This is a genomic window from Bradyrhizobium sp. BR2003 (genome assembly GCF_009720285.1).
In the GTDB taxonomy this organism is placed as follows: domain Bacteria; phylum Pseudomonadota; class Alphaproteobacteria; order Rhizobiales; family Xanthobacteraceae; genus Bradyrhizobium; species Bradyrhizobium elkanii.
The window spans coordinates 190,444-206,625 of record NZ_SMYJ01000024.1 but is presented as its reverse complement, the minus strand read 5'-3'; the positions used below and the strand labels follow the sequence as shown (position 1 = coordinate 206,625).

The window sequence follows — 16,182 nt, the reverse complement described above, 5'->3', positions numbered from 1 at the left end:
GTCCGCCGGCGGGGTTCGTATCTGTTGACGAACCTCGGGCACGCCCTCCTGAGCCGTCCGCACCGGAGATGATTGATGATCGATCGCCGCATCCTGCTTGCTTCCGTCGCCGGCCTGTTCGGCCTTGCCGCCTTTCGCTGGCTGCGCGCCTCGCCGGCGCAGGCCGCCGAGAAATTCGAGATCGAGAAGACCGACGCCGAATGGCGCGCGCAGCTGACGCTGCAGCAATACGAAATCCTGCGCAACCAGGGCACCGAGCGGCCGGGATCCAGCCCGCTGCTCAAGGAGCACCGCAAGGGCACCTTCGCCTGCGCCGGCTGCGACCTGCCGCTGTTCTCGTCCGAGACCAAGTATGAGAGCGGCACCGGCTGGCCGAGCTTCTGGAAGCCGTTGGACAATGCGGTCGGCACGACGTCGGACCGCACCTTCGGCATGGTGCGCACCGAGGTGCATTGCCGCCGCTGCGGCGGCCATCTCGGCCACGTCTTCGACGACGGCCCGAAACCGACCGGACTTCGCTACTGCATGGACGGTTTCGCGCTGGTGTTTCACCCGGCGGCGCCGTCCGCGACCTGACATTTCTTCCCGGCAATTGTTGCCGCTCCCGGCAAATGTGCCCCGGTCGAACGACCGGGGCATTTTTTTCAAGCGGATGATTTTGTTACGTTTTGTTTCGTGGCACGACCTTTGCGACATGCTCCGCCGATGCGGCCATTCCTGTGATTGCCAGCCGCCGGGAATCGAATTGGAGAACATGTCATGGGTATCTTCGGCGCTCTCACGACGGCTGTCGGTGGCTTGCGCGCGGGGTCTTACGCGCTCGAAAACATCTCCGGCAACATCGCCAACTCGCAGACCACGGCCTTCAAGCGCATCGATACCTCATTCCTCGACCTCGTCCCGCAGACCGCGTTGACCGCGCAGCTCGCCGGCGGCGTCACCGCGCAGTCCCGTTCGACCAACTCGGTGCAGGGCGACGTGCAGTCGGCATCGGTCGCGACCTTCATGGCGATCAACGGCAACGGTTTCTTCGCGGTACAGAAGCCCGGCAGCTTCACCGACGGTGCGCCGGTGTTCGACGGCGTCGACCGCTATACCCGCCGCGGCGATTTCCAGCTCAACAAGGACGGCTATCTCGTCAACGGCGCCGGCTACTATCTCGAGGGCGTGCCGATCGACCCGACCACCGGCAACCCGGCAGGCTCATCGCCGCAGGTGCTGCAATTCAAGAACGACTTCCTGCCGGCGCAGCAGACCACCAAGATCGACTATCGCGCCAACCTCGCGTCTTATCCCTTGACCACCGCGCACGACACTTCGGTTCCCGGTTCCGAGCTGATCCGGCCGGGCGCGTTCAGCAGCGGAAATAATCCGTTGGTGCTGGGCACGCCGGCTGCGCCGTATACCGATTCCGCCATCACCGGCACAGCGCAAAACAACAAGGCGACTCCGTCGGTGGCCATTACCGCCGCGACCTTGCTTTCGGGCGCAGCCGGCACCGATTCGATCAATACGAACTTCAGCGCCGGCTCTGCCGGCCCGCCCGTCGTGCCCGCCGACACGATCACGGTCAACGGGACCGTCATCACCTTCGTCGCTTCGGGGGCGACCGGCAACCAGCTGAACGTCACCGATAGCATCGCAACGCTGCTCGCGAAGATCGACGCGATCACCGGTACCACGACGCCATCGACGATCAGCGGCGGCAAGATCACCTTGCACTCCGGCAAATTGGCCGATCTCAACGTGACGAGCTCGAACTCGACCGCTTTTGCGGCGCTCGGCTTCACCGGGTCGGCGGTTGCGGTTCGCGGCGGCGGCGGCACCGTCGGCACCGGCCAGGTCGTCGGCAACGACAACTCGACCTTCCTCAACGAATCCGTCTCAGGCGGCGCCGTCACGGCCTACGACGTGTCGGGCGCGCCGGTGAACCTGCAATTCCGCTGGGCCAAGACCGACAGCTCCTCGCTGGGCAGCGGACATACCGATACCTGGAACCTGTTCTATCAGGTCAATCCCAATGCGACCGGCACGCAGGTCTCCTGGCAGAACGTCAACGTCAACTTCACCTTCGCCTCGAACGGCCAGATGTCGCCGGCGATCTCCTCGGTGGCGCTCACCAATGCCGTCGTCAACGGCGTGTCGCTCGGCAGCCCCGTGATCAATTTCGGCTCCGGCGGCGTGACCCAGTTCGCCGATGCCAACGGCAACGTTCAGGTCAACCAGATCCAGCAGGATGGCTTCCCCGCCGGCCAGCTGCAGTCGGTCAGCGTCTCCACCAACGGCCGCATCGTCGGCAACTACACCAACGGCCGCAACATCGACCTCGCCGAAATCTCGGTGGCGACCTTCAACGGCACCAACTTCCTCAAGCGCATCGACGGCGGTGCGTTCGAGGCGACCGACGAGTCCGGCGCGGCGCTGTTCGGCAAGGCCGGCACCATCGTCGGTTCCTCGCTCGAGAGCTCGAACACCGATATTGCCGACGAGTTCACCAAGCTGATCGTGACCCAGCAGGCCTATTCGGCGAACACCAAGGTGATCACCACAACCAATTCGATGGTGCAGGATCTCCTGAACGTGGTGCGCTGATCGCATCGTTGCGGCACGTGTGAAGAAGTAAAGGCGAGTACACATCATGGGTTTGAGCCAAGCCCTTTCCACCGCGATGTCGGGCCTGCGCGCCACGCAGGCCTCGCTCTCGCTCGTGTCGTCGAACGTCGCCAACGCGGAGACACCTGGCTACGTCAGGAAGACGCTCAACCAGGTCACCGGCACCACCGGCCAGTACGGATCGAGCGTCCTCATCACCGGCGTCAACCGCCAGCTCGACGAATTCCTGCAGACCCAGCTCCGCACCGAGACGTCGGGAGCGGCCTACGCCGACGTCCGCTCGGATTTCCTGGCCAATCTGCAGGGCGTGTACGGCAATCCCGACTCCACCGGCACGATCGAGGACGCCTACAACAAGTTCCTGACCGCGCTGCAGGGGCTGTCGACCAGCCCGGAATCGCAGTCGGCCCGCATCGGTGTCATCAATGCCGCGCAATCGATGGCGCAGCAGCTCAACGCGACCTCGCAGGGAATCCAGACGCTGCGCGCCAACGCCGAGGCCGGCATCAGCGATTCCATCAACAGCGCGAACAATGCGTTGCAGCAGATTGCGCGCCTCAATGTCCAGCTGGCGGCCAATGGCGGCACGACCGATGCATCGACCGCGGCATTGCTCGATCAGCGCGACCGCTACGTCACGCAGCTCTCGCAGCTCATGGACATCCGCACCGTCACCAACAGCCAGAACCAGGTGAGCGTCTTCACCAATTCCGGCGTGCAGCTGGTCGGCACCGAGGCCGCGACGCTCAGCTTCAACGCCCAAGGCACGATGACGCCCAACACGTTGTACAATACCGACCCGACCAAGAGCACCGTCGGCACCATCACCATCACGTTCCCGCATGGCGGCACCTATGACATGGTGTCCACCAACTCGATTCGCTCCGGCAAGATCGCCGCCTATCTCGAGTTGCGTGACAACACGCTGGCGCAGGCCCAGACACAGATCGATCAGTTCGCCGCCGCGATGTCGAGCGCGCTGTCGGACAAGACCACCGCGGGCACCGCGGCGACGGCGGGGGCGCAATCCGGCTTCGACCTCGACCTGTCGGGGTTGCAGAACGGCAACACCATCCACGTCTCCTACAAGGACAACACCACCGGCCTCACGCATAATCTGTCGATCGTCCGCGTCGACGATCCGAGCGTGCTGCCGCTGAGCAATACCGCAACCGTCGATCCGAACGACGAGGTGCTGGGCATCGATTTCTCCGGCGGCATGAGCTCGGTGCTGTCGCAGCTCAACGGCGCACTCGGCGGAACCGGCCTGCAATTCTCCAATCCGTCGGGGTCGACGCTGCGCGTGCTCGACGACGGCGCCGCCAACAAGGCCGATGTGGCCGCGGCGTCGGTCACGTCGACGGTTTCGTCGCTGACCTCAGGCGATCCGCACCTTCCGCTGTTCACCGACAATGGCGGGCTCTACACCGGCGCGATCACCGCCAACGGCTCGCAGACCACCGGCCTTGCCGCGCGCATCAGCGTCAACACCGGCCTGATCGGCGATCCCTCGCGCATGGTGGTGTACTCGACCAATCCGCAGACGCCGGCCGGCGACACCACGCGCGCCAACCTCGTTCTGAACCAGCTGTCGAACGCCTCGTACAGCTATTCGCCGCAGACCGGCCTTGGCACGTCAGGCGCGCCGTTCACCGGCACGCTGCTGAACTTTGCCAAGCAGTTCATCAGCCAGCAAGGCGAGTCGGCGACCGCTGCCAAGCAACTCGCCGACGGCCAGGACGTCGTGCTGAACACGCTGCAGACCAAGATGGACTCGACCTCCGGCGTCAACATGGACGAGGAGATGGCGCATCTGCTTTCGCTGCAGAACGCCTATTCCGCCAATGCGCGCGTGATGTCGTCGATCAAGCAGATGTACGACGCGCTGCTGCAGCTCACGTGAGGGTAACATGTCGATCGACGGCGTAAGCGGCAGAACTTCCTATATCGGCACCACGATCCTCAACCTGCGGAATCAGCTCAATGACCTGACCACGCAGCTTGCGACCGGCAAGGTATCGACGACCTATGCGGGGCAGGGGCTTGATCGCGGTTTTGCGCTTAGCCTGCGCGCGCAGATCAGCGGCATCAACGCGTTCTCCGATACCGCCACCAACCTCAACACGCGCCTGAGTGTCGCGAACCTCACCTTGCAGGGCCTGTCCGACGTCGGGACCCAGGTGAAGAACGCCGCGACGACGGCGACGCTGACGCTCAACGACAGCGGCCAGACCTCCGGCCAGATCACGGCGCAGGCGGCCTTCGCCAACGCGGTCGCGATGCTGAACAGCCAGTCGGGCGACCGCTATCTGTTTTCCGGCCGCGCGATGGATACGCCGGCCACGGTGTCCGCCGATACCATGCTCAAGGGCACCGCAACCCAGGCCGGCCTCACCCAGCTCATCAATGAGCGCAAGCAGGCCGATCAGGGTGCCGGCATGATGGGACGCCTGAGCGTCTCCTCGCCGCCGGCGACCACGATGGTCACGAGTATCGCCGAGGACGGCTCGCCGTTCGGCCTGAAGCTCCTTTCGGTGCAGTCATCGTTGACGGGCGGCGCCACGGTGACGCAGCCGATCGGCACGCCGAAATCGGCTTCGGTCGATCTCGGCGTCGTCAATCCGAAGGACGGCGATAAGATCAAGTTCAACTTCACGTTGCCCGACGGCACCACCGAAGCGATCGAACTCACGGCGACTGCGACGAACCCGCCGCCCGCCGGCTCGTTCCTGATCGGCGCCGACACCGCGGCGACGACGGCCAACCTGCAGTCGACGCTGACCTCGTCGATCAAGACCTTGAGCGACACGTCGCTGGTCGCGGCGTCCGCGGTCGCGGCGTCGAACAATTTCTTCAATCCGGTCGCGACCGTCTCGGGCGCAGCGGTCAACAACCAGAACACGCCGCCGGCGCCGATCAGCGGCGCCACGGCGCTTTCGGGGGCAGCGGGCACCGACTCGCTGTCCACGAGCTTTGCCGCCGGTGACACCATCACGGTGAACGGCACGCCGATCACCTTCGTGGCCTCGGGCGCCACCGGCAACCAAGTCAACGTCACCGACAGCGTGCAGACGCTGATGGCCAAGATCGACCAGATCAGCGGCACCAAGAACCCGTCGACCATCAGCAACGGCGCGATCACCTTGCACGGCGCGGACGGCGAGAGCCTGTCGATCTCGAGCTCCAATACAGCCGCACTCGGCGCACTCGGCATCGCCAACAACACCACCGCAGCGCCGGCGCCGCTCAGGGTAGGGGGACCGCCGTTCGACACCGCGGCCAACCTGGTCGCCGGCACGCCCGACAACACCGTCTACTGGTACACCGGCGAGAATGGCCCGGGGTCGGCGCGCGGCACCGCGGTCGCGCAGGTCGATCAGTCGATCACCGTGCAGTATGGCGCGCGCGCCAACGAGCAGGCCTTCCGCTATCTGCTGCAGAACGTCGCGGTGTACGCAGCCGTCACCACCAATGCCAGCAACCCGAAAGCGAGCGCGCAGGTGACGGCGCTCGCGCAGCGCGTAAGCGCCAACCTCGCCCCGCAAAACGGTCAGCAGCAGATCCAGGACGTCCAGGCCGAATTCGCCGGTGCCCAGACCGCGACCAAGGCGGCCACCGATCGGCAGACCCAGCTCAAGGGGATGGCAGAAACGATGCTCGACTCGGTCGAGGGCGTCAATCAGGACGAGGTCGCGACCAAGATCCTGGCGCTGCAAACCAGCTTGCAGGCGTCGTACCAGACCACGTCGATGCTGTATCAGACGACGCTGCTGAAATATCTGCCGATCAGCTGATCACGGGCCCCTCATCTCCAGCCAGAAAAAGGCCTCCGCGAGGAGGCCTTTTTCGTTGAGATGAGTGAGGTTAGAGCGTTTGAAGTGGACGTCGGTTCGCGTGAAGAAAACACGTCAAAACAAGAAGCTCTACGCGCTCTTGCGTGTGTCGTCACGCTCGGCGTTTTGCTGGTCGCGCGCGGTTTCCAGCAGCTTCTCTTCGTGTGCGATCAGCTTCTTGGACTCCTTCAGCGCGTGATAGAGGTCGCCGTTGAGGATGAAGTTGTTGACGCTTTCGATGAAGGGCCACGCGCTCGGCATCGCGGTGATAATGTCGCGCACCAGACTGAAATAGGTCGGGTGGTGCGCCATCGGGTCCGGCGACAGATACATCAGCTGCACGGCGAGATAGATCAGCTTCGCCGGCGTGTCCGCGGTCTCGGGCGTCAGGATATCCTTCTCGCGCAGGATCGGGATGCGGTCGCCATCGATCAGCAGGCGGGCGCGCTGGTCGGTGTTGGTGATCACGCAATTGCCGACGATGATGCGCTCGTTCGGTTTGAGTTCGACCTTCAGGGCCATGACCGTTCTCCTTTGCCTGCAGTCGCGCGACGTCTTCGCTGGCGGAGCGAAGTGGTTCGGCACTGCTTAGCAGCCGCCGTTGCGGCCGGGGGCCGATGCGACAGCGATCCTTTCCCATGATGGTTAATGCTTGATGAACGAGGGGCGGGCGCGAACGTCTACACGTCGTCGGAATTGACAGTCCTGTCAGTAGTTTTCGGGACGAGGCTCGTCCAATGGCGACAATTTTATTCTTCGGCCTTTGTCTCAAATGCCGTGCTGGAGATTTCGTTTTCCTTCGCGGCTTGACCGCAGGATCGGCTGTCCGCCCGATCAGAAAGGATTGGAGCGGCTTTTTCCTCAGTTTCACACCAGAAAGGTATGAAAATGTCCGATATCATTCTCTCCTCCTCCGTTCGTCAGAACCTCCTCTCCCTCCAGTCCACCGCCGATCTGCTCTCCACGACGCAGAACCGCCTTGCCACCGGCAAGAAGGTCAACACGGCGCTCGACAACCCGACCAACTTCTTCACCGCGCAGTCGCTCGACAATCGCGCCAGCGACATCAACAACCTGCTGGACGGCATCGGCAACGGTGTGCAGGTGCTGCAGGCCGCCAACACCGGCATCACCTCGCTGCAGAAGCTGGTCGATACCGCGAAGTCGATCGCCAACCAGGTGCTGCAGAGCCCGACCGGCTACACCACAAGGTCGACGGTCACCTCCACCGCGGCGCTCGGCGGCACGTCTGCCAACCTCGTCGACGGCACCACGATCAAGAGCGGTGACGTCCTGGCGATCGCAGCGTCGGCCGGCCAGCCTGCCTTCAGCTTTACGTTCGGGGCCAGCACGTCGCTGGCGCAACTGAACACGTCGCTGGCGGCCAGCAACCTGACGGCGAGCCTCGACAGCTCGAACAAGCTCGTCATCACCACGACCAACGACGCGGCCTCCTCGACGATCGGTGCGGTGACCTTCACCAACACCGGCGGCGGCACCGCGACCTTCAGCGCGGCCGGCACGGCGCCGGTTGCCGACCAGGCCTCGCAGTCGGCTCGCGCCGCTCTGGTCACGCAGTACAACAACACCATCGCGCAGATCACGACCACGGCGCAGGACGCGTCTTTCAACGGCATCAACCTGTTGAACGGCGACAGCCTGAAGCTGACCTTCAACGAGACCGGCAAGTCGACACTCGCCATCACCGGCGTCACCTTCAATGCCAGCGGCCTCGGTCTGAAAGCGCTGACCGCGGGCACCGACTTCCTCGACAACAACTCGGCGAACAGCGTCATTGCGTCGCTGAGCTCGGCGAGCTCCTCGTTGCGCAGCGAAGCCTCGACGCTGGGTTCGAACTTGTCGATCGTGCAGATCCGCCAGGACTTCTCGAAGAACCTGATCAACGTGCTGCAGACCGGCTCGTCCAACCTGACGCTGGCCGACACCAATGAGGAAGCGGCCAACAGCCAGGCGCTGTCGACCCGCCAGTCGATCGCGGTGTCCGCGCTGGCGCTCGCCAACCAGAGCCAGCAGAGCGTGCTGCAGCTGCTCCGCTAAGCGCGCCGGCAAGTGCTTCGAGAGCGGCGGGGGAAACCCCGCCGTTTTCTTTTGTCTCCGGGATATTACGGTCTCTGTCCATGCCGTCAGAACGACGCATTTCGTAACGGCTGCTAACCATATTTAAAGGCGCCGGATGCATAAATATCGGGCGCTAGAATTGCGTCTTCGCGGCTCGAGAAATCCGCATCCCATCGAGGTCATTGAATGTCGAATGCAGCCCAGGCCTACGCTCGTACCTCCACGACGACGGCGTCCCCACGTGAAATCGAAGCGCAGGCGCTGTTGAAGGCCGCGCGGCAGCTGCAGGAAGTCCAGACGAACTGGAACGGTCCCGACAGGGCGCTCGATCACGCATTGCTGTTCAACCGCCGGCTGTGGTCGATCTTCCTCAGCGCCGCGCAGGGCGACGACAATCCGCAGCCGCTCGAGATTCGCCAGAACATCGCCAATATCGGCGTGTTCGTGATGAAGCAGACCGTCGACATCCAGATGAATCCGGATCCGGCGAAACTGAAGTCGCTGATCGATATCAACTGCAATATCGCCGCCGGTCTCTCGGGCCGCGGCTGATTGATTCCTGACGGAGACCTCGGCATGGCCGACGTGTTGAGCATCCTGTCGGCCAACTACAAGGCCGCCGGCCTGACGGTTCCGTCGAAGACGCCCTATGTGGCCGTCGATCCGAACCTCTATGAGGGCAGCTGGAGCGGCAAGTACGCCAACAACAAGTCGTTCAACATCTCGGTGTCGAACGTCGATGGCTTCCGCGCCAAGGTCCACTACCAGAGCGACGGTACCAGCAAGTATCAGGACGTGCTGATCAAGGACGGCGGGTTCCGGATCGGCGATACCAAGTTCGCGCTGGTGCAGCAGGGGACGGCGTTGATCGCCAATGTCGTCACCGATCCGGCCACCGGAGCGACCTATCTCGACAAGGCCTACGCCACCCAGAAGACCTGAACGGTCGTTGGTCCGCGCCTAAAGCATGATCCGGAAAAGTGTGAAGCGGTTTTCCCTCGCGACAAACGCGGGACGCGTTTGCGCGGAGATCATGCTCAAACAAGGAGCTAAGGCGCGATGATGCTTCAACCTAATCTCATCGCGCTTTAGGCGCGGCGATCGGTGGCACGCACCCGCGTCGGCGCGTCCTTGCTGAGATCGAGCGCGTGGAAATAGGCGCGGCGGCGCAATACGGCTTCTTCCGGAAACTGCCTCACCACCAAATTCGTGCGATTGTCGACCACCTGATAGACCACGGCGCGCGCGTCGCGGTCGATGATGACCTGATCGCTGACCGACGGAGCCTGATTTGAAATCGATGCGTTGACGGCGTTGGGATCGATGGTGACGCGCACGCTCGGCTCCGGAGCGGTGACGCTCTGGCTCGCCGGCAGTTCAGTCTTGACCGCCTTCTGCGCCGTATCGCTCGTGGGAGAGATCATCGGCGCTGCGACCGGTGCCCCCACCGGCTTGATGTTGAAATCTGTACTCATGGCAGCCTCGTAGTGCACAGGCACTAGTTTGCTTGAGTCAAATCCCAACCCCTCACGATCCGCAACTCTACGGGGAACCTCTCAATAGGCTGTTAGAAAACACGCTGAATGCCGCGCTGCCGGGGCTGCGTCGAATTGAGCCAAATTGTAGGCGTTCGCGTCAGAGCGTGCGGCTGACCGCGATCGGCGTCATGTTGCGCGGGCCCGGCGTGGCGCGCTGTCCGCTTGCGGTGTAGGTGTTCGGAATGTTGCGGCGCTGCACTTCGGCATTGACGCCGCGCACGATTCCTTCGGAGACGGCGTGCGCGGTCGCAAGCACGGTCAGATTGACCTGCAGCATGGCGCGGAACGTCTCGTGATGCCGGCGCAACGTCGCGAGCAGCTCGGGATCGGTCTGCGACAGCATCTTCTGCATCGATTTCAGGTGCTCGACCGCGAGCATATACCGCCGCGACAGCTCCGACTTCTGCGGCTCGAGCTGCATGCCCTCGCGGATCTTGCCGGCGCGGACGAACTCGGTCTCCTGCTCGATCACGGCGAGCAGGCCGCTCATCACTTCGGTCAGCTCGTTGGCGAGACGCGCGACGTCCGGCGGCGTCGACGTCGCGGACCGCGCGGCGGAGGCGGATGCTACTGGCCGCGGCTGCTGTGGACGCTGGTTCATCGCGCTGCTCCTTGAAACCCTAGCTCTTGTTCGCCTGCTGCAGGATCAGCGAGCGGAACACTTCGTTGGAAATGCCGACGCCGCCGGCCTTGGCGAAGTTCTTCGAGTATTCGTCGGTCAGCATCGACCGCCATGCGCCGGTGCCGACGGTGTCGCCGTACGGGCCATCGCCCTTCAGGCCGGTCGTCATCTGCGAGAACATCGAATTGAGGAACATCGATTCGAAATCGGTCGCGGTCGCCTTCGCCTTGGCGGCCTGCTGCGGCGTCACCTTCTTCAGCGCGTCCTGCAGCACGGGATCGGGGCGGCCGTTGAACGTCGGCATCAACGCCTTGTTCGGCATGCTGCCGGTGGTGCTGTTGATCAGGCTCGCCATCACATCACCTCGATGTCGGCTTCGATCGCGCCGGCGGCCTTGATCGCCTGCAGGATGCTGATGAGGTCGCGCGGTCCGATGCCGAGGCCGTTGAGGCCGTCGACCAGCTGCTGCAGCGAGACGCCGTCCTTGACCACGGCGAACTTCTTGCCGTCCTCGCTGACGCCGACGCTGGTGCGCGGTGTCACGACCGTTCGGCCGCGCGACAGCGGATTGGGCTGGCTGACCTGCGGACTCTCGGAGATCGAGACGGTGAGGTTGCCCTGCGCCACCGCGACGGTGGCGACGCGAACGTCGCGGCCCATCACGATGATGCCGGAGCGCTCGTCGATCACGATCTTTGCCACGAGATCGGGATCGACCTGCAACTGCTCGATCTCGGTCAGGAAGGCGACGACGTTGCCCTTGAACTCCGTCGGGATCGCAAGCTGCACCGTGGAGGGATCGATCGGCTCGGCGGTCTTGACGCCGAGATAGTCGTTGACCGCGGCGGCGATCCGCTTGGCGGTGGTGAAGTCTGCGTTGCGCAGCGCGAGGCGCACATTGGGCAGGCGGTTGAGCGCGAACTCGATCTCGCGCTCGATGATGGCGCCGTTGGCGATCCGGCCGACGGTCGGCACGCCGCGCACGACGCTGGCGGCGGCACCTTCGGCCGCGAAGCCGGCGACCGCCACCGATCCCTGCGCCACCGCGTAGACATTGCCGTCGGCGCCGAGCAGGGGGGTGACGAGCAGGGTGCCGCCCTGCAGGTTCTTGGCATCGCCGAGCGCGGAGACGGTGACGTCCATGCGCGTGCCCTGGGTGCCGAACGCCGGCAGATTGCCGGTCACCATCACGGCGGCGACGTTGCCGGTGCGGATGGTGGCGCCACGGATGTTGACGCCCATGCGCTCGAGCATCGCCTGCAGCGACTGCTTGGTGAAGGGGATGTTGTTGAGCGTATCGCCGGTGCCGTTGAGGCCGACCACGAGGCCGTAGCCGATCAGCTGGTTCTGGCGCACGCCCTCGATATTGGCGAGATCCTTGATCCGCGACGTCGCGGCGGCCGGCATGACGGAGGCCGCCAGCGCCAGCAGCGCGGCGCAGGCCACTCCGAACAGATTTGCGATGCGGATGCCGGGCATCCCGATGCTCCCCTCGAACTGAACTCGCGGATTGCGCGACACTCCCATGACGGCGATCCGCCATTAACCATGCGAGCTGCGTGCCACTCCGCTTCGCTTGGGCAATGTCTTGATATATTTATCGAAATTGTCGGGTCGTCATTTTGCTCCGGTTCGCCAGGGAGCGCGAAACTGCCGCGCGGCGGCAGAAATTGCCGGGTCGTTTACGCGCCGTTAACCATAAAACGGCGATGCTCGGCCATTCAGGCCTGCGGGATCACGACGATGCGCATCTACGGACCGAACGGCACCACGCTTGGCACGTCCACCAGCTCCACGCGGCGCACGTCGTCGAGCGGCTTCTCGCTGCCGGATGCGACGACCGCACAGGAAGAGGTTCGCTCCGCCGCCGCGCCGAAGGCTGCCGCCAGCCTCGATGCGCTGCTCGCGCTGCAAGGCGTCGAGGACCCGACCGAACGCCGCAAGCGCTCGGTGGCCCGCGGCAAGGGCGCGCTCGACGTGCTCGATGCGCTCAAGCTCGGCCTGCTGTCCGGCAATTTCGATTCCTCCACGGTGAACCGGCTGCGTGACGCCGCGGCGAGCCTGAAGGAATCCTCCGGCGATCCGGGCCTCGATGCCGTGCTCGGCGAGATCGAACTGCGCGTCGAGGTCGAGCTCGCCAAGGCCGGGCAATACTAGGCTCCTCTCGATCAACTCGTCTGTGCCACGCCGCCAGTGCCTTCAGGCCACAGTGCCCTCAGGCCGCCAGTGCCTTGCGCTGCGCGTCGTAGCGGCGCTGCGCGGCCAGCACCTCCTTCAGATTCCGTTCGGCCCAGTCGCGCAGCGGATCGACCGCTTCGGCGAGCGTCGATCCGAGCGGCGTGATTGAATACTCCACCGTCACCGGCACCGTTGCGATCGCCCGGCGGCGCAGCAGCCCGTCGCGCTCCAGGCTCTTCAGCACTTGCGACAGCATCTTCTGCGAGATGCCTTCGATGGCGCGGCGAAGCTGGTTGAAGCGCATCGGCTCGCTGCGCAGCAGCAGCAGGATCAGCACCGCCCATTTGTCGCCGACCCGGTCGAGGATCTGGCGCGTCGGGCAATTTGCGGCATAGGCGTCCGGCTTGAGGCTCGTGGCTTTCATCGCGGTTACTCCGGCGTGATCAGGTGAGACGAGAGTGCCTTCTTCACACCTACATCCATTTGGCTATCTAGTCACCATTGGAAACTATCAATCGGAGACTTGAGATGAAGATCGCCATCGCCGGCGCGTCCGGCCAGGCCGGCTCGCGCATCACCGCGGAACTCGCCGGCCGCGGCCACGCCGTCACCGCCATCGCCCGCAACCCGGAGAAGATCGCCAGCCTGCCCAACGTCACTGCCCGCAAGGGTGACGCGAACGACCAGGCCGCCCTGGCCGCGCTGTGGGCCGGCCACGATGCCGCGATCAGTTCGATCCATTTCCTGGTCAGCGACCCCGCCAGGCTGATCGGGGCCGCCAAGGCATCCGGGGTCGGCCGCTATCTCGTGGTCGGCGGGGCCGGCAGCCTCGAGGTGGCGCCGGGGGTCCGCCTGGTGACCACCCCCAACTTTCCGCCCCAATACAAGGCCGAGGCCTCCAAGGGGGCTGAGTTCCTCGACCCGCTGCGCCAGGAGAAGGACCTGAACTGGACCTTTTTGTCGCCCTCGGCGCTGTTCGTGGCCGGCGAGCGGACCGGCAAGTTCCGCCTCGGGACCGACCAGCTCCTGACCGCAGCCGACGGCAAAAGCTCGATCTCGTTCGAGGATTTCGCAGTTGCACTCGCCGACGAAATCGAGCGTCCGGCCCATATCCGCCGGCGTTTCACGGTCGGCTATTGAGGGGGCAGGGTCGTCCCCCGGGCAGGGCGGATAAGTTTGCCTGTGCAAGGCCTTGGGGGCGGCCCGGCTTTCGCGGTGGCAGATATTGTCTGTCACATGACGTGGCTATATAAGGCGCCGCGCGGAGGGGTTGTGTTCCCTCCGCCTGACAGGGACATGGCTGCCTTTGGAAAAGCTGAAGAACTACCGGCCGACTGAAAAAGAGCCTTTCATGAATGAGCGGCAGCGCGACTATTTCCGCGCCAAGCTGCTGGCGTGGAAGGATGAAATCCTCCGCGAATCGAAGGTCACGTTGCAGACGTTGCAGGAAGAGAACGTCAATCATCCCGACCTCGCGGACCGAGCGTCCTCGGAAACCGACCGCGCGATCGAACTTCGTGCCCGCGACCGTCAGCGCAAGCTGATCTCCAAGATCGACGCGGCGCTCCAGCGCATCGAAGACAACACCTACGGCTATTGCGAAGAGACCGGTGAGCCGATCTCGCTGAAGCGGCTCGAAGCCCGCCCGATCGCAACGCTGTCGGTGGAGGCGCAGGAACGCCACGAGAAGCGAGAGAAGGTCTATCGCGACGAATAGTGGCGACGGATCGCCGCGGATTGCTACCGGCGCGTACCGGTTGTACGTTCGCGCCGCCATGATGACACGCACTCTCAACATCGCTTCGGTGTTTTTCCCGGGCTGATCCCGCTTCCTCCTGGAAGCGCTGAGCGGCCCCACGAGCTTTCGCTCCTGGGATTCCAGTGAAACCGAATGAGCCGGTCGGGTTCCGCACGTCGCGGAGCAGCGATGGCTGGCGACAGTTTGAGAGACAATCATGGCCTATCGAAACGACGCGCATGCGCTTGACTGCGCGCAAATCGAGCAATTCATCCAACAGGGCTTTGTCCGGATCGACAGCGCCTTTCCCCGGGAACTCGCCGACCGGGGACGCGCCATCATGTGGCGTGACCTGCCGTGCAGCGAGCACGACCCTTTGACTTGGACCCAACCGGTGATCCGGTTGCCGGGGTACGGCGGTACGCCGTTTCGCGAAGCGATCAATACGCCGCTGCTGCACCGGGCGTTCGACCAGATCGCCGGTCCCGGCCGCTGGCGCCCGCGCGGCGACATCGGAACCTTTCCGGTGCGCTTCCCACATCCGGACGATCCCGGCGATGCCGGCTGGCACATCGACGTCAGCTTCCCCGGCGAGGATTGTGATCCGAACGAGCGCAGCGACTTCTCCGCCTGGCGGGCCAATGTCGTCTCGCGCGGCCGGGCGCTGTTGATGCTGTTCCTGTTCTCCGACGTCGGCGAGGACGATGCGCCGACCCGGATCAGGGTCGGCTCGCATCGGCCGATGGCGCGCTACCTTGCGCCGGCGGGCGAGACCGGGCGCGCACGCATGGTGCTCGACGATGTCGGCGCCGACTGCGAGGTCGCGCTCGCGACCGGTGAGGCCGGCACGGTCTATCTGTGCCATCCGTTGCTGGTGCATGCCGCGCAGAAGCATCGGGGCACGACGCCGCGCTTCATGGCCCAGCCGTCGCTCGCTGCCGGCGAACCGTACAGACTGGAACGTGCGGATGGTGCGTATTCGCCGGTCGAGATCGCGATCCGGCAGGCGCTTGGCATGAAGTGAAGTGGCATGATGCGTGGTCGAGCCTTGCCACGCATTCGCTGCACCTCTCCCGCGTGCGGGGGAGGCAATGTAATTCCTATGCCGAAACGGCCTATGGCGAGACGACATTCAGGCCCGTCCGGCTCCGACTGTCATCTCGCTTGCTGCCGCGGCACCGCGGCGCGGGCCGAACGTCTTCGACCATGCCAGCAATTCGCGGAAGGCCGGCGTCAGGCTCCAGGCTGAATCCGTCAGCTCGTATTCGACCTGCAGCGGCTTCTCGGCGAGCACCTTGCGCGCCACCAGGCCGTCGCGCTCGAGCTCGCGCAGCTGCGCGGTCAGCATGTGCTGGGTGATCGGCGCGAGCGCGCGGCGCAGCGCGCCGAACCGCACGCCGCCATTCATCAGCGTGAACAGGATCTCGAGCTTCCATTTTCCCCCGAGCGCGTGGATCGCGTGCTTGAATTCGATCAGCACATTGGGGTCGGTGGGACGGCTCTCGCATTCACCGCCGTCACACATATCGCTGGTATTGTTTTCCATACCGGTCTCGAATTTCATCCTACTTGTCCAGGGTC

Annotated in this window: 18 protein-coding genes; 11 read left to right on the top strand and 7 right to left on the bottom strand. The window is 64.3% G+C overall.

All coding sequences use genetic code 11. The features are described 5' to 3' along the window. Positions 1 to 75 precede the first annotated feature (75 nt). The 4 genes from msrB (at position 76) to E2I15_RS17185 (ending at position 6,407) form a co-directional block, all read left to right on the top strand. Complete coding sequence (msrB, locus tag E2I15_RS17200; RefSeq protein ID WP_137480139.1) at positions 76 to 576, top strand: peptide-methionine (R)-S-oxide reductase MsrB; 501 nt, start codon at positions 76 to 78, stop codon at positions 574 to 576. Positions 577 to 759: 183 nt separating this feature from the next. After that, positions 760 to 2,592 (top strand): flagellar hook-basal body complex protein, encoded by a 1,833-nt coding sequence (locus E2I15_RS17195; protein WP_137480138.1) that lies wholly within the window; start codon positions 760 to 762, stop codon positions 2,590 to 2,592. Between the two features lie 46 nt (positions 2,593 to 2,638). Further along, on the top strand, positions 2,639 to 4,516 hold the full coding sequence (gene flgK / locus E2I15_RS17190) for a flagellar hook-associated protein FlgK (RefSeq protein ID WP_170991617.1): 1,878 nt from the start codon (positions 2,639 to 2,641) through the stop codon (positions 4,514 to 4,516). Between the two features lie 7 nt (positions 4,517 to 4,523). Further along, entirely contained in the window at positions 4,524 to 6,407 is a 1,884-nt protein-coding gene (locus E2I15_RS17185; RefSeq protein ID WP_137480137.1) for a flagellin family protein, read from the top strand. A gap of 129 nt (positions 6,408 to 6,536) precedes the next feature. On the opposite strand, the gene flbT is transcribed toward E2I15_RS17185, so the two are convergent. Next, entirely contained in the window at positions 6,537 to 6,968 is a 432-nt protein-coding gene (gene flbT, locus E2I15_RS17180) for a flagellar biosynthesis repressor FlbT (protein WP_028337700.1), read from the bottom strand. A gap of 366 nt (positions 6,969 to 7,334) precedes the next feature. Here flbT and E2I15_RS17175 point away from each other — a divergent pair, with 366 nt between their 5' ends. The 3 genes from E2I15_RS17175 to E2I15_RS17165 all read left to right on the top strand — a co-directional run bounded on the left by E2I15_RS17175 (position 7,335) and on the right by E2I15_RS17165 (position 9,467). Further along, positions 7,335 to 8,504 carry a flagellin N-terminal helical domain-containing protein gene (locus E2I15_RS17175; protein ID WP_137480136.1) on the top strand — a complete coding sequence of 390 codons (1,170 nt, stop codon included), beginning with the start codon at positions 7,335 to 7,337 and terminating at the stop codon, positions 8,502 to 8,504. 207 nt (positions 8,505 to 8,711) lie between these two features. Continuing rightward, positions 8,712 to 9,077, top strand: a complete 366-nt coding sequence (gene flaF / locus E2I15_RS17170; RefSeq protein ID WP_137480135.1) for a flagellar biosynthesis regulator FlaF — start codon at positions 8,712 to 8,714, stop codon at positions 9,075 to 9,077. Between the two features lie 24 nt (positions 9,078 to 9,101). After that, positions 9,102 to 9,467, top strand: coding sequence for a hypothetical protein (locus tag E2I15_RS17165; RefSeq protein WP_016846761.1), 366 nt, complete (start codon positions 9,102 to 9,104; stop codon positions 9,465 to 9,467). 146 nt (positions 9,468 to 9,613) lie between these two features. Here the strand turns inward: E2I15_RS17165 and E2I15_RS17160 are convergent, their stop codons facing one another. From E2I15_RS17160 to E2I15_RS17145, 4 genes are all read right to left on the bottom strand, one after another. Continuing rightward, positions 9,614 to 10,000: a hypothetical protein gene (locus E2I15_RS17160; protein ID WP_026193018.1), complete on the bottom strand. Its 387-nt coding sequence runs from the start codon at positions 9,998 to 10,000 to the stop codon at positions 9,614 to 9,616. Between the two features lie 160 nt (positions 10,001 to 10,160). Beyond that, positions 10,161 to 10,664 carry a hypothetical protein gene (locus E2I15_RS17155; protein WP_018272571.1) on the bottom strand — a complete coding sequence of 168 codons (504 nt, stop codon included), beginning with the start codon at positions 10,662 to 10,664 and terminating at the stop codon, positions 10,161 to 10,163. Positions 10,665 to 10,683: 19 nt separating this feature from the next. Further along, positions 10,684 to 11,040, bottom strand: a complete 357-nt coding sequence (gene flgJ, locus E2I15_RS17150; protein ID WP_137480134.1) for a flagellar assembly peptidoglycan hydrolase FlgJ — start codon at positions 11,038 to 11,040, stop codon at positions 10,684 to 10,686. After that, positions 11,040 to 12,164, bottom strand: coding sequence for a flagellar basal body P-ring protein FlgI (locus E2I15_RS17145; protein ID WP_038385504.1), 1,125 nt, complete (start codon positions 12,162 to 12,164; stop codon positions 11,040 to 11,042). The genes flgJ and E2I15_RS17145 overlap by 1 nt, the downstream gene beginning before the upstream one ends. Positions 12,165 to 12,428: 264 nt before the next feature. Between E2I15_RS17145 and E2I15_RS17140 the strand changes: the two genes are divergently transcribed. Next, entirely contained in the window at positions 12,429 to 12,842 is a 414-nt protein-coding gene (locus E2I15_RS17140) for a flagellar assembly protein FliX (protein WP_074131707.1), read from the top strand. Positions 12,843 to 12,900: 58 nt separating this feature from the next. Here the strand turns inward: E2I15_RS17140 and E2I15_RS17135 are convergent, their stop codons facing one another. Continuing rightward, a complete protein-coding gene (locus E2I15_RS17135; RefSeq protein ID WP_137480133.1) occupies positions 12,901 to 13,287 on the bottom strand; it encodes a winged helix-turn-helix transcriptional regulator in 387 nt (128 codons plus the stop codon). Positions 13,288 to 13,391: 104 nt separating this feature from the next. Between E2I15_RS17135 and E2I15_RS17130 the strand changes: the two genes are divergently transcribed. The 3 genes from E2I15_RS17130 (at position 13,392) to E2I15_RS17120 (ending at position 15,625) form a co-directional block, all read left to right on the top strand. Next, entirely contained in the window at positions 13,392 to 14,003 is a 612-nt protein-coding gene (locus E2I15_RS17130) for an NAD(P)-dependent oxidoreductase (protein WP_137480132.1), read from the top strand. 211 nt (positions 14,004 to 14,214) lie between these two features. After that, positions 14,215 to 14,580, top strand: coding sequence for an RNA polymerase-binding protein DksA (gene dksA, locus E2I15_RS17125; protein ID WP_170991616.1), 366 nt, complete (start codon positions 14,215 to 14,217; stop codon positions 14,578 to 14,580). Positions 14,581 to 14,818: 238 nt separating this feature from the next. Continuing rightward, positions 14,819 to 15,625 carry a phytanoyl-CoA dioxygenase family protein gene (locus E2I15_RS17120; RefSeq protein WP_137480131.1) on the top strand — a complete coding sequence of 269 codons (807 nt, stop codon included), beginning with the start codon at positions 14,819 to 14,821 and terminating at the stop codon, positions 15,623 to 15,625. A 108-nt stretch (positions 15,626 to 15,733) separates the two neighbouring features. Here E2I15_RS17120 and E2I15_RS17115 read toward each other — a convergent pair whose 3' ends face one another. Beyond that, on the bottom strand, positions 15,734 to 16,165 hold the full coding sequence (locus E2I15_RS17115) for a winged helix-turn-helix transcriptional regulator (protein ID WP_137480130.1): 432 nt from the start codon (positions 16,163 to 16,165) through the stop codon (positions 15,734 to 15,736). Positions 16,166 to 16,182: the final 17 nt, after the last annotated feature.